Below are 17,500 nucleotides of genomic sequence, written 5' to 3' on the forward strand. Positions count from 1 at the left end.
ACTTAGATGAACTAAAAAAATATATATCTACTTTTTCAAAAGCTAACATTATTAATATGGGTACTATTGTTTTTACCCCATATATTATTGCACTTTTAATTACTAATTTTATTTTAGATTTAAAAAAAACCAAATCAAAAAATAGAGCTTCTAAATTTTTTGAAGAGTACATCGAATTAGACGATGCATCAAAAGATCGTGATATTATGGCTAAAAAATATTTTTACTATTCAGGGGATAAGAATTTATGGAGAGCATATAAAAAGCTTAATAAAAAAATACATTCTAAAAGCGAGTAGTCTTCTTTTCTAAGATTACTCGTTTCTCTAAATATAACCCTGTTTTATGAATCACATTAATTAAAGTTTAAATAAGTTAAACTTTAAAATATTCTAACCCCATATTGACCAAAAAAAATAGTTATATGAAATCTTTTATTTATGTGCATTTTCAATATTCTAAGATATAGCTGTTAAATCAAGATTAAAAGGAGTTTTAGAGTTTATGTGCAGCAGTATTTTATAGAGATAAATCCTGATCCGTTGCAATGATGACATCCTTGACATCCTTGCGGTTCAATTGTGTTTTAACCGATTGAAATTGTTTGCCTGATTGCTTGATGACGACCAATTTCAAAGTAGGCGGCAACATGGGCAGGTCCTCAAGGCGCCACGTTTTATATTTTTCATCATAAGATTCCGGATCTGCATGGGTGACCAAATGACCTAGTGCCCAAGTGACGATATACTGTTCGCCTTCAAAAAAGCCATTACCCTTTTTCCCGCAATTCAGCACTTTAGCTATATCTCTTCCGACCGAAGGTTTCTCGGCCAGTACGACTGTTTTACTCATAATAACATCCTTTCGCTTTTAAACTGATTCCTCTATTATCTCATATAATTTATGACAGGGCGATAATGCACAGCATGGCATTGATAAACAGATCGAACAGGGCTCCCCGCACCCACATATATGTAAATTAATAGATTAGATAGCAATCCCGTGCAGATTTTAGTATGATGAAACGTAGGGATTTTTTCAAATTAATTGGGAGGTTCAATATAAAATGAGCTTACTTTCTATAGATAAATTAGCACACAGCTTTGGCGACCGTACCTTATTCAAGGATGTATCCTTCCGCCTGATGGCCGGTGAACATGTAGGCCTGGTAGGGGCGAATGGTGTCGGGAAGTCAACGATGATGAATATCATTACAGGACAACTCATCCATGATGATGGCCGGGTGGAATGGACACCTGGTGTCGAATATGGCTATCTTGATCAACATACGATACTTTCTAAAGGTAAATCCATTCGCGATGTCTTAAGGGATGCATACTTACCTTTATTCGAGCAGGAAAAGGCACTGAATGAAGTTACGGAAAAAATGGGTACGGCCACTCCCGAAGAACTGGAAGAACTCTTGGAACAAATGGGTGAAATCCAGGACAAGCTGGAAGCCGGCGGTTTTTACAATCTCGATATTAAAATTGAAGAAGCGGCACGCGGTTTAGGTTTGGATGCAATCGGGTTGGACCGTGATGTCTCTGCCCTAAGCGGCGGACAACGGACAAAGGTATTATTGGCGAAGTTACTATTGGAACAACCGCAAGTCCTGCTGCTCGACGAGCCAACCAACTACTTGGATGTGGAGCATATCCGCTGGCTGAGCAGCTACTTAAAGGAATATCCACATGCATTTCTATTGATTTCGCATGATACCGAGTTCATGAACGGCGTCGTCGACGTCATCTTCCATCTTGAATTTTCTAAACTGACCCGTTACACGGCAACTTATGAAAAATTCCTTGAGCTGGCAGAATTGAATAAAAACCAACATATTAACGCTTATGAAAAACAGCGCGAATTCATTAAAAAGCAGGAAGATTTCATTGCAAAAAATAAAGCGCGCTATTCAACGACCGGCCGGGCAAAGAGCCGTCAAAAGCAATTGAATCGCATGGAACGCATCGATCGTCCAGAAACTGCAATGAAACCTACCTTCGACTTTAAAGAATCACGTGCGAGCAGCCGTTATGTCTTTGAAGGTGAAGATCTGGAAATCGGATATGACCGCCCATTGCTTCCAAAGCTATCCATGACCATCGAACGGGGAGAAAAAATTGCCGTGGTCGGCTGTAACGGGGTTGGTAAATCCACTCTTTTAAAAACGATTTTGGGTAAAATTGATCCTCTAGGCGGTAAAAGATCACTTGGGGACTTCCTTTTTTCTTCTTATTTTGAACAGGAAGTGAAAGCAGGCGATACGACGCCGATCGATGAAGTATGGAATGCATTCCCGCATCTGGACCAACCGCAAGTACGTGCGATCCTTGCCCGTGTCGGTTTGAAAAACGAGCATATTACACGTCCGATGAGCCATTTAAGCGGTGGGGAACAAGCAAAAGTGCGCCTATGTAAACTCATGCTTACCGAAAGCAATTGGCTGTTATTCGATGAACCGACCAACCATTTGGATGTCGTTGCAAAAGAAGAACTGAAACGTGCAATGAAAGAGTATAAAGGAACGATTGTCCTCGTATGCCATGAACCTGAATTCTATGAAGATTGGGTAACCAAGGTATGGGATGTAGAGGAATGGTCGGCCCAAAATTAATTTTTCAGGGGATGTCGCAGAAGCGGCATCCCCTTTATTATGAAATAAATAAAAAGCTGACTGAAAAGGCTCCTTCAGTCAGCTTTCATTTCCTCAATATGCAGCTTAAACTCGTTCCGCCACCAAGGTAAATGTTTTCGGAAGCCCAATATCATGGACTTTATGATTCGGTTCTTCCTCGAGCACTTTAATAACAAGCCCTGATTGACCTATTGACGTTATCAGTTCCCCGATTGTCCATTTACGCTGAACAACTCTTGAAAGGCTCCTTTTTTCCTCATCCGGCATATGCTTCGAAAAAGCGACCTCATTGTTTTCGATTGCCGGGGCGAAATAGTTGCCTGTTATTTTATGTTTTTTACCATTTGAAGTAATGAGCTTTGTGGAAATCGGGTGAAATTCATGCAGGACGAATCGGCCTCCAGGTTTCAGCATCTTTTTAATTTTTTCAAATAAAGGCTGCAGATCTATTAAGTAGTGAAGTACACCGAGCTCCATTAAAACCAAATCCTGATTCCCTGATTCATGCTCGGATGATAATGAAAGGACATCCGAAACGATATACTCGATGGAGACATTGGCCCCACTGGCCAGCTCATTTGCAAACATTGCATTTTCCTGGGAAAAGTCAACTACTTTCACTTCAGCTCCCAATATGGCGAGGGCAACTGCTTTAACACCGTTCGATCCCATCAAATGAGTGATTTTTTTACCGGATGTTCCTCCCATATATTTATAAAAAGGGTGCAGTCTCCATTTTGGGTTTTGCTTGATTTTCGATGCCAATTCAACGGGATCTCCATAACGATTGACCAGCGCTAAATAATTATTCTGGTTCCACGCCTGTTCATTTTCCGCTGTGAACCCCTTCTGCTCGGCAGATAAGTAAGCATGGATCTCGGAACTGCACTTTCTCATTTCTTCGTCGTATAGATAACTGTATAACGACCTGCACCAAACCTCCATATCCCCCATCTTGATGGATAAACGATAAGGGTCCGTTTTAATGGTCGTGTTAAACCGGCAGCGCACAGCGGCAGAAATCCCCTCGACATCCATTAGAAAGGAGGCAGTCTCAGGGCTTCTTTCAGGCTTTGTTGGTGCGTATTCGGAAAAAAGATCTACTGCCTCATTAAAGACATCCCATTGTACATCAATATTGATTTTCTTATACTCACCGATGTCCACTCCTTGCACGAACAGAGCGGATCGACCTGTATATTGGTATGGGATGTTAGCTTGATCCAACATGTTCGCCATTAATGTGATTGAATGATAATAACTTGCCTTCATATGAACCTCCTAAACATCAAAAGAACATGACACTTATTCTTCTATAGCAAATTTCAAACCGGTGCTCGTAATGGCAATCAGTTCTTCATCATGGCGGTCTATGCCATAAACGAGTAATGTAACGAGCATATATATCGCTCTGAACCGGGCTAAACTCTCTGTTTCCTTTTCGATTTCACCATAGATATCAAAAAAAACCTTGCGCACCTCTTTGGGGAAATAACTGTATAAAAAGGAGAAATCAATGGCTGGATTCCCGACATGAACATCTCCCCAATCAATGATACCCGCGAGAACGCCTTCGTCATCAAGTAAAACGTTCCGGATATGAATGTCTCCGTGAACGAGTGAAACTGGATGCTGAACATCCCATTCACCCAAGGTTTCAACAAAATCCTTAACCGCATGCGCCTGTTCAAAGAATCCTAGCTTTAATAGATTCGAGACACTTTCCATTAGCGATTTCTTACGATAGGATACGTCAAGCCTCATCATTCCATCAGGCTGCACACCTAAACGCATAGCCTTTTCCACAGGGAAACTGTGAAGAGCCTTCAAAAAATGGGCAAACCTTTTTGCCGATTCGGCCTTATTCGCCACTGATCCTTCTACAGGCAAGTGTCCCTTTACCATTTTATAACCGGTAAAAGGATACGGATACAGTGTACTTGGTTTCCCAAAAAAGATCGGTTCAGGGATAGCAAGCGGAAAAGTGCCTGCAATGGAAGGCAAAAGCTGGTTTTCCACCTGAATCAACGTAACTGCAATAGGGCGGCGGGGAAAACGGAATACAAATTGCCCATTGATTTGTATGACCGTGTTATCGAAACCCTCCCCAAGTTGCTTGATCTCTTTCAACTCGATTTCCGGAAACTGCATCATGATCAATTTCCCCGCTAGCTCCAGCGAAACCGGATATTCTGCCAACCAAGGCTTTTCCACTCCCGTCTCCCCCTTTTACCGGTTTCTCCCTCTATTTGGGCTGCTGCCAGATCCACCTCTAAGATTACTTGGCCCTTGTCTACGGCTGTCTCTTTGATCTCCTCGTGGATTGTCACGCCTTGGACCACGGCTGTCTTCCGACCGGCCACCCCGCGGATTCTCTCGCTTTGGTCCTCGGCTGTTTTCCATCCGGCCTCCCCGTGTATCCTCACGTCTAGGTCCTCGGCCGTTTTCCACCCGGCCTCCCCGTGTATCCTCACGTCTAGGTCCTCGGCCGTTTTCCACCCGGCCTCCCCGTGTATCCTCACGCTTTGGTCCGCGGCCGTTTTCCATCCGTCCTCCCCGTGGTTTCTCCCTCTCGATTTCACGATTGTCCGCTTGATTTGCAGAACGGTGACTGCCTCGATTCGGTCCTCTCGTATCTATCCGTTCCCGGTGTTTCCTTCCCCCTCCCGAACGCGGGCGGCGGGTACCTTCATCAGAAGAGTCTTCATAGCGTTTCCTCTTTTGCCTCACCTCATCGGGTTGGAACATTTTCACTCCTTCAATCGTCCTTCTTTCAATTTTCATGGAGATCCCTTTTTCAATCTCGCTTAAAAGCTGTAAATCCTTCGTTGCTATGAAAGTTACAGCCAAGCCATTCTCACCCGCTCGGCCTGTCCGGCCAATTCGGTGGATGTAACTTTCTGCATCCTCGGGAACATCGTAATTAAAAACATGTGTCACACCTTCCACATCGAGTCCTCGTGCAGCAACGTCCGTTGCCACTAAATATTGAAGCTTTGCGTCTCTGAAGTTTTTCATGACACGTTCCCGCTTTGCCTGTGAAAGGTCACCATGAAGCTCTTCAGAGTTGAATCCAGCTGCCTTCAAGGCATCATTCAATACCGAAACGCGACGTTTTGTACGGCAAAATATGATCGCAAGGTATGGTTGTTCTTCTTTGATCATGTTGATTAATGATGACTGTTTGGCACGATCGGTAGTCTCGATGACAAGCTGCCTGATTTTCTCGACCGTTACTTGCTCGGCCTTCACCGCGGCAGTTAATGGTTTAGTCATATAGCGTTTAGCCAATTGATGCACCTGTTCAGGCATCGTCGCTGAAAAGAGCAATGTTTGGCGTTCCTCTGGAAGCTGTCCCATGATTTCTTCGACCTCTGGTAAGAAACCAATATGTAGCATTTGATCAGCTTCGTCCAGCACGAGTGTTCCAGTTTGTGATAGATCGATGGTGCCTCTTCGTAAATGATCTAAGAGCCTGCCTGGCGTGGCGACCACCACGGAGATGTTTCTTGTCAGCTTTTTCATTTGCTGCTCGACATCCTGTCCGCCATATACTGCAAGCACTTGGAGTCCTTCTATTTCATTAGCGAATTTCTTCAATTCGGCAGTGATTTGCAAAGCCAATTCCCTGGTTGGCGTGACGATCAGGGATTGTATGTGGGATGCGGCGGGATCTACTTTTTCCAGGATTGGCAGCAAAAATGCCAAAGTCTTCCCCGTCCCCGTTTGGGCCTTCGCAATGACATCCCTTCCAGCAAGGATATCTGGTATCGATTTCTCCTGGATCGGGGTAGGGGCGGTTATTCCTATTTGCTTTAATATCATGTTAATCGCCGGACTGACGCCAAGGTCGATGAATTTTGTCATGTATGGGCCTACTTTCTGAATTTCTTCAATTAATTGACTGATAAATCCACTGAAATGGTAACAGCTTCCTTCACTTAATGTCATATTCCTTAGTCTAAGCTAATTGTTAGTATATCATTATCTATTTTCGAGAAAACCTGTACCTTAAAATTTTTCATGCTATTGTACTTTAGTTGTTTTTCTAATATAATTTATAAGATTATCCAATCGAGCTACTTACTTTAAATTAAAGGGTAAGCATCTCATCCTTGTAGTTTTTTGCAAGGGTTTTTTGTATATAAAAAAGGAGTGACCGCATGTTTAAATTAAAAGAACGGAATTCAAATATTAGGACGGAAGTACTTGCGGGGCTTACAACCTTTTTAACTCTTGCTTATATCATCGTTGTAAACCCAATGATCCTTTCTGATGCCGGCGTTCCATTTGACCAGGCATTCACGGCAACCATAATCGCTATAATAATCGGTACCCTAAGCATGGCCCTATTAGCCAATTACCCTATTGTCATAGCACCCGCAATGGGATTGAATGCTTATTTTGCATACTCGGTATTGGGAACCCATGATATTTCATACACAGTTGCCTTCTCTGCAGTCTTTGTTACCGGTATCATCTTTATCCTTTTATCCCTGACCTCTTTCCGCTCAAAATTGATCGAGGCCATCCCAAATAACTTGAAGCATGCAATCAGTGCCGGAATCGGTCTTTTCATCACCTTCATCGGACTTCGCTTGTCAGGTGTCGTAACACAGCATGAATCCAACCTGGTTACCCTCGGAAGCTTCAGGGATCCTAATGTGGCGCTTACATTGGTTGGTTTGGTCATAACGATCGTGCTGATCGTTCGCAATGTGCAGGGAGCAATATTCATCGGAATGATCGTGACTGCCATAATCGCTTTCTTTACAGGACAATTGGAAATTAACGGTTTAGTTTCCACCCCTTCATTACCTGAAGGGATTATTGTCGCCAATCCAATCACATCCATCACCGATGTCATTAACTACGGCCTTTATGGCGTCGTCTTCTCCATTTTGCTTGTAATGCTTTTCGATACGACCGGTGCTTTATTAGGCATAGTCCGGCAAGCTGGATTGCTGAAGGATAATAAGCTTGAAAAATCCGGCAGTGCCTTCTTTGCGGATTCCATCGGCACTACTGTCGGCGCCATGTTCGGTACAAGCCCGACCGCTGCCTCAGTTGAATCATCAGCTGGTGTAGGAGCGGGCGGCAAGACAGGTTTAACCGCGTTGGTTGTGGCCATCCTTTTCTTAATGACCGCCTTCTTCAGCCCACTGATAGGAGCTGTTTCAAATGTAGCGGCAATCACGGCACCTAGCTTGATCATCGTCGGAAGCATGATGATTAAAAGCATTAATGAAATTGACTGGACACACTTTGATGAATCATTCCCAGCCTTTTTGGTCATTGTAGCCATGCCTTTAACATCAAGCATCGCCAACGGGATAGCACTCGGATTCATCTCCTATCCCATTTTAAAAATGGCAAGGGGCAAATTCCGGGAAGTGCATCCGTTCGTGTACATGTTTGCCGTTTTATTCCTTTACCAACTTATTTTCCTGGCTTGATCATTTTAAGAGGGATCCATTGTGGTTCCTCTTTTTTTATAACTCCTGCAAAGAAAAAGGAGGATATCCGACTTATCGTCGGATATCCTCCTACATGTTCACTGGTTCATTTGATCAAGGAAATCACCCAGGAGATCGTCAAGATTTTCTTCTTCCGGTTCCGATTCTTCCTCTTGTTGTGCGGGTTGATCCAAATTCCAATCAAAGTCATCCAGATCTTTCTTAGGTAATTCCTTGACCTCCTCCACTACCTTTTCTTCAGGCTCGGCCTGCATATACAGTTCCTCGTTCAGTTCATTATTGTTCAAAGAGGCAAGCAGGGCCGTAGCGCGTAAAGGATCGGATAAAAGGTGGTACATAATCGTTCCAAGCATAGCTTCTGAGTGGGAATGCTTGAGCCAATCACGCTGAGATTTGCTTAGTTTGTTCGGCATGGGCAGGACAATCATTTCCCGATCCTGATGGGAGGATTGCCCGACTCCATCGAGAACATACTCGGCAATTTTACTGGAAAAATTCCGTCTTTCCGTTTCCTTCAATTTCTGCAGCTGTCTTAACGTATAATCTGATACATCCGAAGGGATACGAAAAGTGATGGCTTGTCCTCTTTTAAGTTCAGAAGAAGCTGTTTTTTTCATTCTCTCACCTATTTAATGGAGCCCGTTCTTTGTTCTTTCTTCTTTTGCTGTGACTGATTCTGGTCCTTTGCATTCCGGCGGCGATTAAAATCCGAAATCAATTTATAATAGGCGTTTGCCATCATCCAAACGCTTTCCCGCTCATCTTCGAAAAAGTCTATATTGTAGCCATCGAAATTTTGATTCAATGTTTTCAAGTAATCTTTCAGGACAATCGATCCCCCGCCTACAAAATAGCAAATTTCCGTCTGGGAATTTTTTTGCCATACGTTGCGCAGGTGACGATATTGCTTTTTGGCCAGTTCACCTAAAATGCGATCGACGATATCATGGACGCTTGTCCTGCTTCCGCGAACCATAATATGATTGCGATCATTTTTCTTCGTGATGATTTCAACGACGTCGCGTCTGCTATCCAGCTCTACACCATGTTTCTTCCTGATTTCTTCACGGATCGATTCAAGGGCTTCAGCTACTCCCAAATTAAATCCTTGTGCCTTGTCATCGTCAACTTTACGATTTTTAATGACAGCGATATCCGTCGATAATCCACCGATATCCTGGATGAGTATCCTTCTATCTATTAATTCACGGTTAATGATATTCAAATCTTTATCCATGACCAAATTTATGTATGCAGCAAAGCCCTCTGGATAGACTTTCACTTCATCAAATTTTATATTAACCTTCATGCCTTGGTATTTAGGAGTAATTAAAAATTCCACCTGGTGGACTGAGCCAAGTAATTTCGAGCGGTATCCGACGTCTTTCCCTTCTTTGACCTCCCGAAGCGGCAACCCTGTTCCAAGCGTATAGTTGGCTTCCACAACGTTATTCACTTTTTTGAATGTATCGTTGTCCCCCAACTTTGCAGCGTCTAATGCAAGAGCCGCAAAAAGCATGACTAATGTTTGATCTTCTTCCGATTTACTGCTTCCTAAATCCAATTCGGTAGGATTATCACTTTTTGTCGCCAAGTTCCCAACGCGATAAATCGCATTATTGTCTTGCAGAGCCGGTGAATGGACCCTAATATGAATCCCTTCCAATGGGTTTTTTTCATCAAGTTCCTCAATCCCGATGACCGGACGGTCTTCTATGTCTTTTGCAATGACATTCGGTATATAAAGTTCAGACTCTAGCTTTCCAAAAATAGCCTTGATAGCATCATTTCCTACGTCTACTGCTGCGATTCTAGAACTCATCTAAAAACATCCCCTTTTTATAGAAAAAAATTTTAAGTGAAGCATACCCTTTAAGGATAGAAAAAGTTTCCCCCATAGTCAATCCTTCATAAGTTGTAGCTATATTTGTCGAATTGTTTTCAAATTGTTTACAATAGGAATAAGTATGTATACACCATATATATAGCCATGTGTACGGGTTTGTAAACATGAATACCTTTTTGTGTACATCACATCTATTTTTGTTTACATGTATACACTTTTGTAAGCAACCAAATAATGTATTTCCTTACTCTTTCTTCTTACAAAAATTAGCGGATTTGGGTATGTTAATAAATGGACGATCCACTAATGAATAGAGGTATTCAAATGACTGAAAAAAATACAGATACTTCACAAATCCAGGAACACTATTGTCGCAAAGCATTAAATTCCCTTCATTTTCTAAACTAGATACAGATATAACCACTGACAACTTATTTGCAGGATTTGCAGGAGCGGGATTACAGGGATTACTCAGCTAAACAAGGGATTAAAGTTACACTGATAGAGGCTGGCGAACTTCTTAACGGATCAACGGGACACCCACAGCATGGCCTGATTTACGATTTGTTTGTTCACTAAAACATGATGAAGGAAAAGCCAAAATATATTATGTAGCCAAGGCAGAAGGAATGGTCTTATCAAAGATTTGATGGAGGAACATTCCATTGAAAGTAATTTGACTGAAATGGATACCTATATTCACACAAATACTGATGAATATAAAAGTAAAATCCCAAAAGAACAAAAGCCTATCGAAACTAGCCATTCGCGGGGATTATACAGAAGAAAATCCCTTTCTCCATTCCTTGTAAATCTTCCATTAACCAAGCGCAGTTTCACCCCTTTAAAATATTTAACGGCCTCCTCTCCACGATTCTGGAAGCTGGAAAATTTTCCTAGTCAATGCTTCATTAATAGTAGCTATAACTTTCGAATAATTTACAATAGGAACAAATGTGCATTAGCCTGATATATAGCCATGTGTACGTATTTGTAAACATGTATACTTATTTGTGTACATTACATCTACTTTTGTTTACATGTATACGTTTTTGTAAACAAACCAAATAATGTATTTTTTTCACTCTTTCTTCTTACAAAAATAAGCGTATAAATGGGGAAATTGGGTATGGTAATAAATGGACAATTGACTAATGAACTGTATGGAGGTATTCAAATGACTGAAAAAAATACAGACCTTCCCCGGTTTCCAGAACCCTATTGGCGCAGTGCGTTAACTTTCCCATCTTTTTCTAAACTAGAAACAGATATAAGCACTGATGTTTTAATAGTAGGCGGCGGAATAACTGGAATCACTTCTGCTTATCTACTAGCCAAACAAGGTGTTAAAGTCACACTGATTGATGCAGGCGAAATCCTAACTGGAACGACAGGACACACTACAGCAAAAATCACGGCCCAGCATGGCTTGATTTATGACCAATTGATAACTGATCATGGAGAAGAGAAGGCCAAACTTTATTATGAAGCCAATGCAGAAGGAATGAAGCTAATTAAAGACTTGGTAGAAGAACATTCCATTGAATGTAATTTGACTGCACAGGATGCCTATGTCTACGCAAATACTGATGAATATAAAATTAAAATTCAAAATGAACTGAAAGCCTATCAAAAGCTCGGCATTCGTGGGGATTATGCAGAGAGTATCCCATTCTCCATCCCTTCTAAAGCTGCGGTGATCATGAAAGATCAAGCACAGTTTCACCCGTTAAAATATTTAACGGCCCTCATTTCGACCATTCTCGAAAGTGGAGGAGAAATTTATGAACGGACAACGGCAATGAAGATTGAAGACGGCGATCCACCAACCGTTCAAACCGATAATGGACATACAATCAAAAGCAATCAGGTAATCGTTGCCTCCCACTTCCCTTTTAATGATGAAAAGGGCTTATACTTTGCCCGTGTCCATGTAGATAGGTCCTATGTGCTTGGAATCAGGACTGAACAGGAATATCCCGGTGGAATGTATTACAGTGCAGATAGCCCTACCCGCTCCCTTCGCTATACGGAATTGGACAATGGGGAAAAACTTATACTAGTCGGCGGCGATGGTCATAAAACAGGCCAGGGAGTCTCGATGATCGAGCATTATGAAGCACTGAAGGACTTCAGTTCCCAATATTTCGATGTGAAGGACATTCCCTACCGCTGGTCGGCACAAGATATTGTGACACCGGATAATATCCCCTTCGTCGGACCAGTGACATCCAATAATCCAAACGTTTTGATAGCTACCGGCTATGCGAAATGGGGAATGACGAATGGTTCGATTGCAGCCAAGATCTTAACTGACCGGGTTTTGCAAAGGGATAACCGCTATGCGGACTTGTATAACCCAGCCCGGTTAAAAGGCATGAAGAATATAGTCCAAGATAATGCTGATGTAGCGAAGCATTTGATCAAAAGCAAATTGGCCGTCATTCATAAAACGCCTGAAGACATAGGAATTGATGAAGGAGCAATCGTGAAGGTGAATGGAGACAAGGCCGGATGTTACCGTGATCATGATGGCCATCTACATATTGTCGATTCCACATGTACGCACATGGGGTGTGAAGTTGCCTGGAATAGCGGCGACCGTACTTGGGATTGCCCATGTCATGGCTCCCGCTACTCCATCGCTGGTGAAGTATTGAATGGCCCTGCTGTTGAACCTTTGAAAAAAATACGCTGATGGTCACAGTGATTTTATCTAATAGTCGACTGGGTCCGCCGTTTTACTTATACTGAAGTTACTGCAAGGTTGAATGGTTGCAAATAACTTTGAAAAGGATTGAATTGAAATGAACGGTAAGAATCGGAAGGACATTACCCCAGGTGCCTCTGTGGACATTGTACTTAAAGCAGATCAACGCAGCGGAAAACTGACAAGCGGCACTGTAAAGGATATTTTGACCAACTCAAGCACTCATCCTCATGGAATTAAAGTAAGATTGACTGATGGTCAGGTTGGCAGGGTTCAAGTCATTCATAAGTAATGCGCACTCGGTCCAGGCCGAGTGTTTTTTTGTGATCATTCGACCGAATTAATGACAATGGATATTTCAATCATCTTTCCCGTTTATAATTCGTACAATAGGGGTGAGATTATCTCTTTTTAAAAAAGGCTGGTGTCAAAATGAAAGGATATAATGCCCCTGATAGGGTTCATTACCGCAACGATGAACATACATTGAAAGTTTCCGGCTCTGGGACGCTATCTGCCGCTCCTGATCAAGCCACAATCACCCTAGGAGTCATAACAGAGGATAAGGACCCACAAAAGGCTCAGCAAGCCAATTCCCAAGCAATCGCAAATGTCATCGCATCACTTAAATCCACAGGCATTCCCGAAGAGCAATTGAAAACGAGTGATTACAGAATCGATCCGCAATATGATTTTATTGACGGAAAGGAATTGTTCAAGAACTACAAAGTCCAGCACATCATCCAAGCCCAAACGACAGACATCGAGAAAATAGGCAGCATAATCGACACGGCTGTCAGAAGCGGCGCCAATTCAATCACCAGCATCCGCTTCTCTTTATCCAACCCAGATGCATACTATAACCAGGCACTTTCTCTCGCTTTAAAAAATGCATACGAAAAAGCACTCTCCATGGCCCGAACACTAGGAATCTCATTGAACCCAGTCCCTAATAAGGTTGAAGAGCTATCTGAAACTATAACACCGATGCTTTACCAAACAAGTACCTTTTCAAAAATGGCGACTACCCCGATTCAGCCTGGTGAATTGAACATCACTGCCTCAGTAAGGGTAGAGTACACGTACTAGCACTCAGTTAATTCCATCCTAAAAACCCCCCCTTGTGAACAATGGGGGGTTTTACTTTAAAAGACTACCGTCTTATTTTCATGAACAAGGACACGATCCTCCAAATGCCATTTAACGGCACGTGCCAGCACCCTGCGTTCAGCTGAACGACCGATTTTCTTCATATCTCCAGCAGAATCACGATGGTCCACACGTTCAATATCCTGCTCGATGATTGGACCTTCATCCAAATCATTCGTCACATAATGGGACGTCGCACCAATCAGCTTAACACCTCTGTCATAAGCTCTTTCATAAGGGCGTGCTCCTATGAATGCAGGTAAAAATGAATGATGGATATTAATGATTTTGTTTGGATGGGCCGCTACGAAGTCCGGCGTCAATATCTGCATATACCTGGCTAAGATAATAAGGTCCACCTTGAATTCTTCCAGAAGTCCAAGCTGTTTTGTCTCCACTTCCCTACGTATATCCTTATTTGCAGGAATGTAATAAAATGGGATGCCCATCGATTCGACAATTTGCCTCGTATCTTCATGGTTACTGATGACCAGCGCAATATCAGCTAATAAATCCCCGCTTTGCCACTCCCATAGCAATTCCAGAAGACAATGCGGTTCCTTGGAAACGAAGATTGCCGTCCGTTTCAGATCACTCACATGGTTAAATGTCCATTGCATCGAGAATGCTGTCGAAACTTCCTGGAATGCCAGTTGCATATCCGCTGCCCTATCCTTCAATCCCGGACAATCGAATTCGATCCTTGTGAAAAAGGTACCGCCCTCAGGATTCATCGAATACTGGCTCAATTCAACAATATTTGCATCATATTCTTTTAGAAAGGCAGTAACTGTCGAAACAATTCCTGGCCGGTCCGGACACTTTATAATCAAACGGCCTCTATCTTGATTATTTTCGCGAAACTCCTGTAACTGTTCTTGCACAAAGTTGCTAACCATTTTCCCAACTGCCCTTCTTCTATTTTGCTATATTATACTTCAATTCAAGGGCAAAATTAAAGTCAGTCCATGCAATACGGAATTTTGTTGGCAGACAAATCCTCCAGTTTTACCCCATCCCATTCATTAGATTTGGTTTCGATAGAGTGAATTTTCAAATTCATCTCTAGACCTGAATCTAACTAAATTTCTTACTCCACCATATAATGTTTGTCATTATTTCAGGAAATTACCGGTAATTTGGAAGGAAATGAAGGCAAAGACCGAGAACCTTTATGAAATGCATAGTGAAGAGGATTCTTGAATGAAATGCCGGCATGATCTGGATGCCCTTTTTTATTTCCGTTTTAATTTCCCTAGTTAATGAGGTTATTTCACCGCCTCATAAGGGTATAGACCATTCTATTAGTTTTTTTCAAAGGGGGAAATGAAATTATCATGAAATCATCAGTTACATTTTTTGTATCCATTCTGGCTGTTCTCGGTCTTCTGTCCGGCTGTGCTGAAAAGGACCAGCTGGAGGATGGAAGCAAGCTGATCAATAAGGACCAGTTTGTTTTCGCTGCCTCAGGCGAATTCAAGCCATTCAGTTATGTCAATGATGACATGACCGTAACCGGATTCGATATTGAGGTCGGCGATGCAATAGCAAAGGAACTGGACCTGGAGCCAGTACCTAAACGGATAAAATTCAAAGGTATCGTGGAAGGTGTCAAAACCGGTCGGGCAGATGCCGCAGTTGCCAGTCATACAATCAATGAACAACGAAGTAAACATGTTGCCTTTTCGACCCCTTATTACTACTCAGGTCCTCAAATTTTCGTCCGCTCAGATAGTGATATTAAAACGGTCGAAGATTTAAAGGGAAAGGAAGTCGCGGCTTCAAAAGGCTCCACGTACGCAACCACAGCAGAAAAGTATACAACCAATGTAAAAACCTATGACAGTGATATCACCGCCCTGAAAGCATTGAGCGGAGGACGCCATGATGCCGTCATCACCGACTTCGTAACCGGCAAGGAAGCAGCCAAGGAAGGTTTCGACGTCGAAGGAAGGCAATTGATCGAACGAAGCGAGCAAGCCATCGTACTGCCTAAAGACAACCCTCAGCTGCTTGCACGTATCAACGAAGCGCTTGAAAACCTCCGGGAAGATGGAACGCTTGCGGAAATCAGCAAAAAATACTTTGGTGAGGACATCACAACCAAGCCTGAATAAAGATTGATAGAAAGGGAGTCATTACATTGCCAAGTTTTTCACATTTTTTTGATACATTATTTAACTCCTCGGACGTATTCATCCGAGCCATGCTCCTCACATTGGAACTTACGGTAGTCTCCATATTGGTAGGAATCGTCATCGGATTGCTATTTGCACTTTTAAAAATTTCCAATATAAAAATTCTTGCCTGGATTTCGGATACATATGTATTCCTGGTACGGGGAACACCGCTAATCGTACAGATATTCATACTCTATTTCGGTATCAGCAATCTCTTCTTACTGCCGGACTTCTGGGCGGCGTCACTTGCCTTGGCCTTCCATAATGGAGCTTATATTTCTGAAATTTTACGTGGTACGATCCAATCCATCGATAAAGGCCAAATGGAAGCCGGACGCTCCCTTGGCATGAGCAAATCGCTTACATTAAGAAGGATCATTTTACCTCAAGCCTTCCGTCGCGCATTGCCGCCTTTGGGCAACCAATTCATCATCGGGCTGAAAGATTCATCACTGGCTGCCTTCATCTCCATGAATGAGCTGTTTAACGTGGCGACTACGTTAGGTTCGAATAATTTCGATGAAATGACTTATTTACTGATTGTAGCGGTCTACTACTTGATTCTAGTGGCATTCCTGACCATTATCGTCAATTTATTCGAAAAGAAACTTTCCATTAGTGATCGATAGGGGGAATTGAAATGGAACAAAAAGAAATGATTCGCATTAGGAATTTAAATAAATCGTATGGAAACCTGCATGTACTCAAAGATATTGATATGAAAGTACTGGATAGCGATGTTGTCTGTCTGATCGGGCCAAGCGGTTCCGGAAAAAGCACCCTGCTTCGCTGTTTGAATTATTTAGAGAAAAAAGACAGCGGGCAAATCCTCATTGAAGGAACGGAAATCCAACCGAGTACTGATATTAATAAAATCCGCGAGAAAGTCGGAATGGTTTTTCAGCATTTCTACCTCTTCCCGCATATGACCGTGCTTGAAAATGTAATCGAGGCACCGACTCATGTCAAAAAAGTCCCTAAGGCCCAGGCGATCGAAGAAGCCAAAGAATTGCTTGCCAAAGTCGGCTTATCAGATAAAGCGGATGTTTATCCAAGCAAACTCTCAGGTGGGCAGAAGCAGCGTGTCGCCATAGCCCGTGCCCTTGCCATGAAGCCTGATATCCTACTCTTTGATGAGCCTACCTCGGCTCTGGATCCCGAACTTGTCGGGGAAGTTCTTGCCACGATGAAGGAACTTGCCTTGGAAGGGATGACAATGGTAGTCGTTACACATGAAATGAGCTTTGCACGTGAAGTTGGTGATTGGATTGTCTTCATGCATAATGGGAAGGTTGTCGAAAGCGGCCCGCCAAAAGAATTCTTCACCAATCCAAAAGAAGAACGGACAAAAGAATTTTTGCAAACGACAGTCTTTTGATTTCCACCCTAAAATCTGTCTATTAGCGAGAATAATTCGTCATAGAACTTAAATCACCATTATAAGCAATACAGGCGAGACTTCCTGTATTGCTTATTTGTTTTCTATATTCGCTGGATGGA

15 protein-coding genes and 1 pseudogene are annotated in these 17,500 nt (G+C 42.5%); 9 read left to right on the top strand and 7 right to left on the bottom strand.

The window, feature by feature from the left end; all coding sequences use genetic code 11:
* The coding region (locus tag ACFVSH_RS08795) for a hypothetical protein (RefSeq protein WP_387705609.1) at window positions 1–299 on the top strand (299 nt) is incomplete at its 5' end.
* Window positions 300–537: 238 nt separating this feature from the next.
* Here the strand turns inward: ACFVSH_RS08795 and ACFVSH_RS08800 are convergent.
* Window positions 538–852, bottom strand: a pseudogene (locus ACFVSH_RS08800) (toprim domain-containing protein); the annotation flags it as partial.
* Between the two features lie 214 nt (window positions 853–1,066).
* Here ACFVSH_RS08800 and ACFVSH_RS08805 point away from each other — a divergent pair.
* Window positions 1,067–2,617, top strand: coding sequence for an ABC-F family ATP-binding cassette domain-containing protein (locus tag ACFVSH_RS08805; RefSeq protein WP_260285825.1), 1,551 nt, complete (start codon window positions 1,067–1,069; stop codon window positions 2,615–2,617).
* A gap of 105 nt (window positions 2,618–2,722) precedes the next feature.
* Here the strand turns inward: ACFVSH_RS08805 and ACFVSH_RS08810 are convergent, their stop codons facing one another.
* Genes ACFVSH_RS08810 through ACFVSH_RS08820 form a run of 3 tightly spaced genes read right to left on the bottom strand, consistent with a single transcriptional unit; the run spans window position 2,723 to window position 6,505 of the window.
* Window positions 2,723–3,910, bottom strand: coding sequence for a class I SAM-dependent methyltransferase (locus ACFVSH_RS08810; RefSeq protein WP_387705611.1), 1,188 nt, complete (start codon window positions 3,908–3,910; stop codon window positions 2,723–2,725).
* A 33-nt stretch (window positions 3,911–3,943) separates the two neighbouring features.
* Window positions 3,944–4,852 carry a phosphotransferase gene (locus ACFVSH_RS08815; RefSeq protein WP_387705613.1) on the bottom strand — a complete coding sequence of 303 codons (909 nt, stop codon included), beginning with the start codon at window positions 4,850–4,852 and terminating at the stop codon, window positions 3,944–3,946.
* Between the two features lie 15 nt (window positions 4,853–4,867).
* Entirely contained in the window at window positions 4,868–6,505 is a 1,638-nt protein-coding gene (locus tag ACFVSH_RS08820; RefSeq protein ID WP_387705615.1) for a DEAD/DEAH box helicase, read from the bottom strand.
* Between the two features lie 296 nt (window positions 6,506–6,801).
* Here ACFVSH_RS08820 and ACFVSH_RS08825 point away from each other — a divergent pair, with 296 nt between their 5' ends.
* Entirely contained in the window at window positions 6,802–8,094 is a 1,293-nt protein-coding gene (locus ACFVSH_RS08825) for an NCS2 family permease (RefSeq protein WP_387705617.1), read from the top strand.
* Window positions 8,095–8,192: 98 nt separating this feature from the next.
* Here ACFVSH_RS08825 and ACFVSH_RS08830 read toward each other — a convergent pair whose 3' ends face one another.
* Together ACFVSH_RS08830 and ACFVSH_RS08835 are read right to left on the bottom strand one after the other, a co-directional pair.
* Window positions 8,193–8,732, bottom strand: coding sequence for a hypothetical protein (locus ACFVSH_RS08830; RefSeq protein WP_387705619.1), 540 nt, complete (start codon window positions 8,730–8,732; stop codon window positions 8,193–8,195).
* An 8-nt stretch (window positions 8,733–8,740) separates the two neighbouring features.
* Window positions 8,741–9,937 (bottom strand): Alp7A family actin-like protein, encoded by a 1,197-nt coding sequence (locus ACFVSH_RS08835; protein ID WP_387601524.1) that lies wholly within the window; start codon window positions 9,935–9,937, stop codon window positions 8,741–8,743.
* 1,201 nt (window positions 9,938–11,138) lie between these two features.
* Here ACFVSH_RS08835 and ACFVSH_RS08840 point away from each other — a divergent pair.
* The 3 genes from ACFVSH_RS08840 to ACFVSH_RS08850 all read left to right on the top strand — a co-directional run bounded on the left by ACFVSH_RS08840 (window position 11,139) and on the right by ACFVSH_RS08850 (window position 13,760).
* Window positions 11,139–12,659 carry an FAD-dependent oxidoreductase gene (locus ACFVSH_RS08840; protein WP_387601526.1) on the top strand — a complete coding sequence of 507 codons (1,521 nt, stop codon included), beginning with the start codon at window positions 11,139–11,141 and terminating at the stop codon, window positions 12,657–12,659.
* A 109-nt stretch (window positions 12,660–12,768) separates the two neighbouring features.
* Window positions 12,769–12,963, top strand: a complete 195-nt coding sequence (locus tag ACFVSH_RS08845; RefSeq protein ID WP_076368446.1) for a YwbE family protein — start codon at window positions 12,769–12,771, stop codon at window positions 12,961–12,963.
* A 140-nt stretch (window positions 12,964–13,103) separates the two neighbouring features.
* On the top strand, window positions 13,104–13,760 hold the full coding sequence (locus tag ACFVSH_RS08850) for an SIMPL domain-containing protein (RefSeq protein ID WP_387705621.1): 657 nt from the start codon (window positions 13,104–13,106) through the stop codon (window positions 13,758–13,760).
* 56 nt (window positions 13,761–13,816) lie between these two features.
* Here ACFVSH_RS08850 and purU read toward each other — a convergent pair whose 3' ends face one another.
* Entirely contained in the window at window positions 13,817–14,719 is a 903-nt protein-coding gene (gene purU, locus ACFVSH_RS08855) for a formyltetrahydrofolate deformylase (RefSeq protein ID WP_387705623.1), read from the bottom strand.
* A 438-nt stretch (window positions 14,720–15,157) separates the two neighbouring features.
* On the opposite strand from purU, the gene ACFVSH_RS08860 reads away from it, so the two are divergent.
* The 3 genes from ACFVSH_RS08860 to ACFVSH_RS08870 are packed head-to-tail and all read left to right on the top strand — an operon-like array spanning window position 15,158 to window position 17,378.
* On the top strand, window positions 15,158–15,937 hold the full coding sequence (locus ACFVSH_RS08860) for a transporter substrate-binding domain-containing protein (RefSeq protein ID WP_387705625.1): 780 nt from the start codon (window positions 15,158–15,160) through the stop codon (window positions 15,935–15,937).
* A 26-nt stretch (window positions 15,938–15,963) separates the two neighbouring features.
* Window positions 15,964–16,629 (top strand): amino acid ABC transporter permease, encoded by a 666-nt coding sequence (locus tag ACFVSH_RS08865; protein WP_076368450.1) that lies wholly within the window; start codon window positions 15,964–15,966, stop codon window positions 16,627–16,629.
* Window positions 16,630–16,640: 11 nt separating this feature from the next.
* Complete coding sequence (locus ACFVSH_RS08870) at window positions 16,641–17,378, top strand: amino acid ABC transporter ATP-binding protein (protein WP_286182402.1); 738 nt, start codon at window positions 16,641–16,643, stop codon at window positions 17,376–17,378.
* The last annotated feature ends 122 nt before the right edge of the window (window positions 17,379–17,500 follow it).

Origin of the sequence: Peribacillus sp. NPDC058002 (genome assembly GCF_042886655.1) — a bacterium.
Taxonomy (GTDB): Bacteria; Bacillota; Bacilli; order Bacillales; family DSM-1321; genus Peribacillus; species Peribacillus aracenensis.

What these genes read in the sequence shown, in the direction of transcription:
- ACFVSH_RS08805 (WP_260285825.1), top strand. Translation starts at nt 1,067, where the DNA reads ATGAGCTTACTTTCTATAGATAAATTAGCACACAGCTTTGGCGACCGT.
- purU (WP_387705623.1), bottom strand. Translation starts at nt 14,719, where the DNA reads ATGGTTAGCAACTTTGTGCAAGAACAGTTACAGGAGTTTCGCGAAAAT.
- ACFVSH_RS08840 (WP_387601526.1), top strand. Translation starts at nt 11,139, where the DNA reads ATGACTGAAAAAAATACAGACCTTCCCCGGTTTCCAGAACCCTATTGG.
- ACFVSH_RS08860 (WP_387705625.1), top strand. Translation starts at nt 15,158, where the DNA reads ATGAAATCATCAGTTACATTTTTTGTATCCATTCTGGCTGTTCTCGGT.
- ACFVSH_RS08830 (WP_387705619.1), bottom strand. Translation starts at nt 8,732, where the DNA reads ATGAAAAAAACAGCTTCTTCTGAACTTAAAAGAGGACAAGCCATCACT.
- ACFVSH_RS08810 (WP_387705611.1), bottom strand. Translation starts at nt 3,910, where the DNA reads ATGAAGGCAAGTTATTATCATTCAATCACATTAATGGCGAACATGTTG.
- ACFVSH_RS08845 (WP_076368446.1), top strand. Translation starts at nt 12,769, where the DNA reads ATGAACGGTAAGAATCGGAAGGACATTACCCCAGGTGCCTCTGTGGAC.
- ACFVSH_RS08820 (WP_387705615.1), bottom strand. Translation starts at nt 6,505, where the DNA reads ATGACAAAATTCATCGACCTTGGCGTCAGTCCGGCGATTAACATGATA.
- ACFVSH_RS08850 (WP_387705621.1), top strand. Translation starts at nt 13,104, where the DNA reads ATGAAAGGATATAATGCCCCTGATAGGGTTCATTACCGCAACGATGAA.
- ACFVSH_RS08825 (WP_387705617.1), top strand. Translation starts at nt 6,802, where the DNA reads ATGTTTAAATTAAAAGAACGGAATTCAAATATTAGGACGGAAGTACTT.
- ACFVSH_RS08870 (WP_286182402.1), top strand. Translation starts at nt 16,641, where the DNA reads ATGGAACAAAAAGAAATGATTCGCATTAGGAATTTAAATAAATCGTAT.
- ACFVSH_RS08835 (WP_387601524.1), bottom strand. Translation starts at nt 9,937, where the DNA reads ATGAGTTCTAGAATCGCAGCAGTAGACGTAGGAAATGATGCTATCAAG.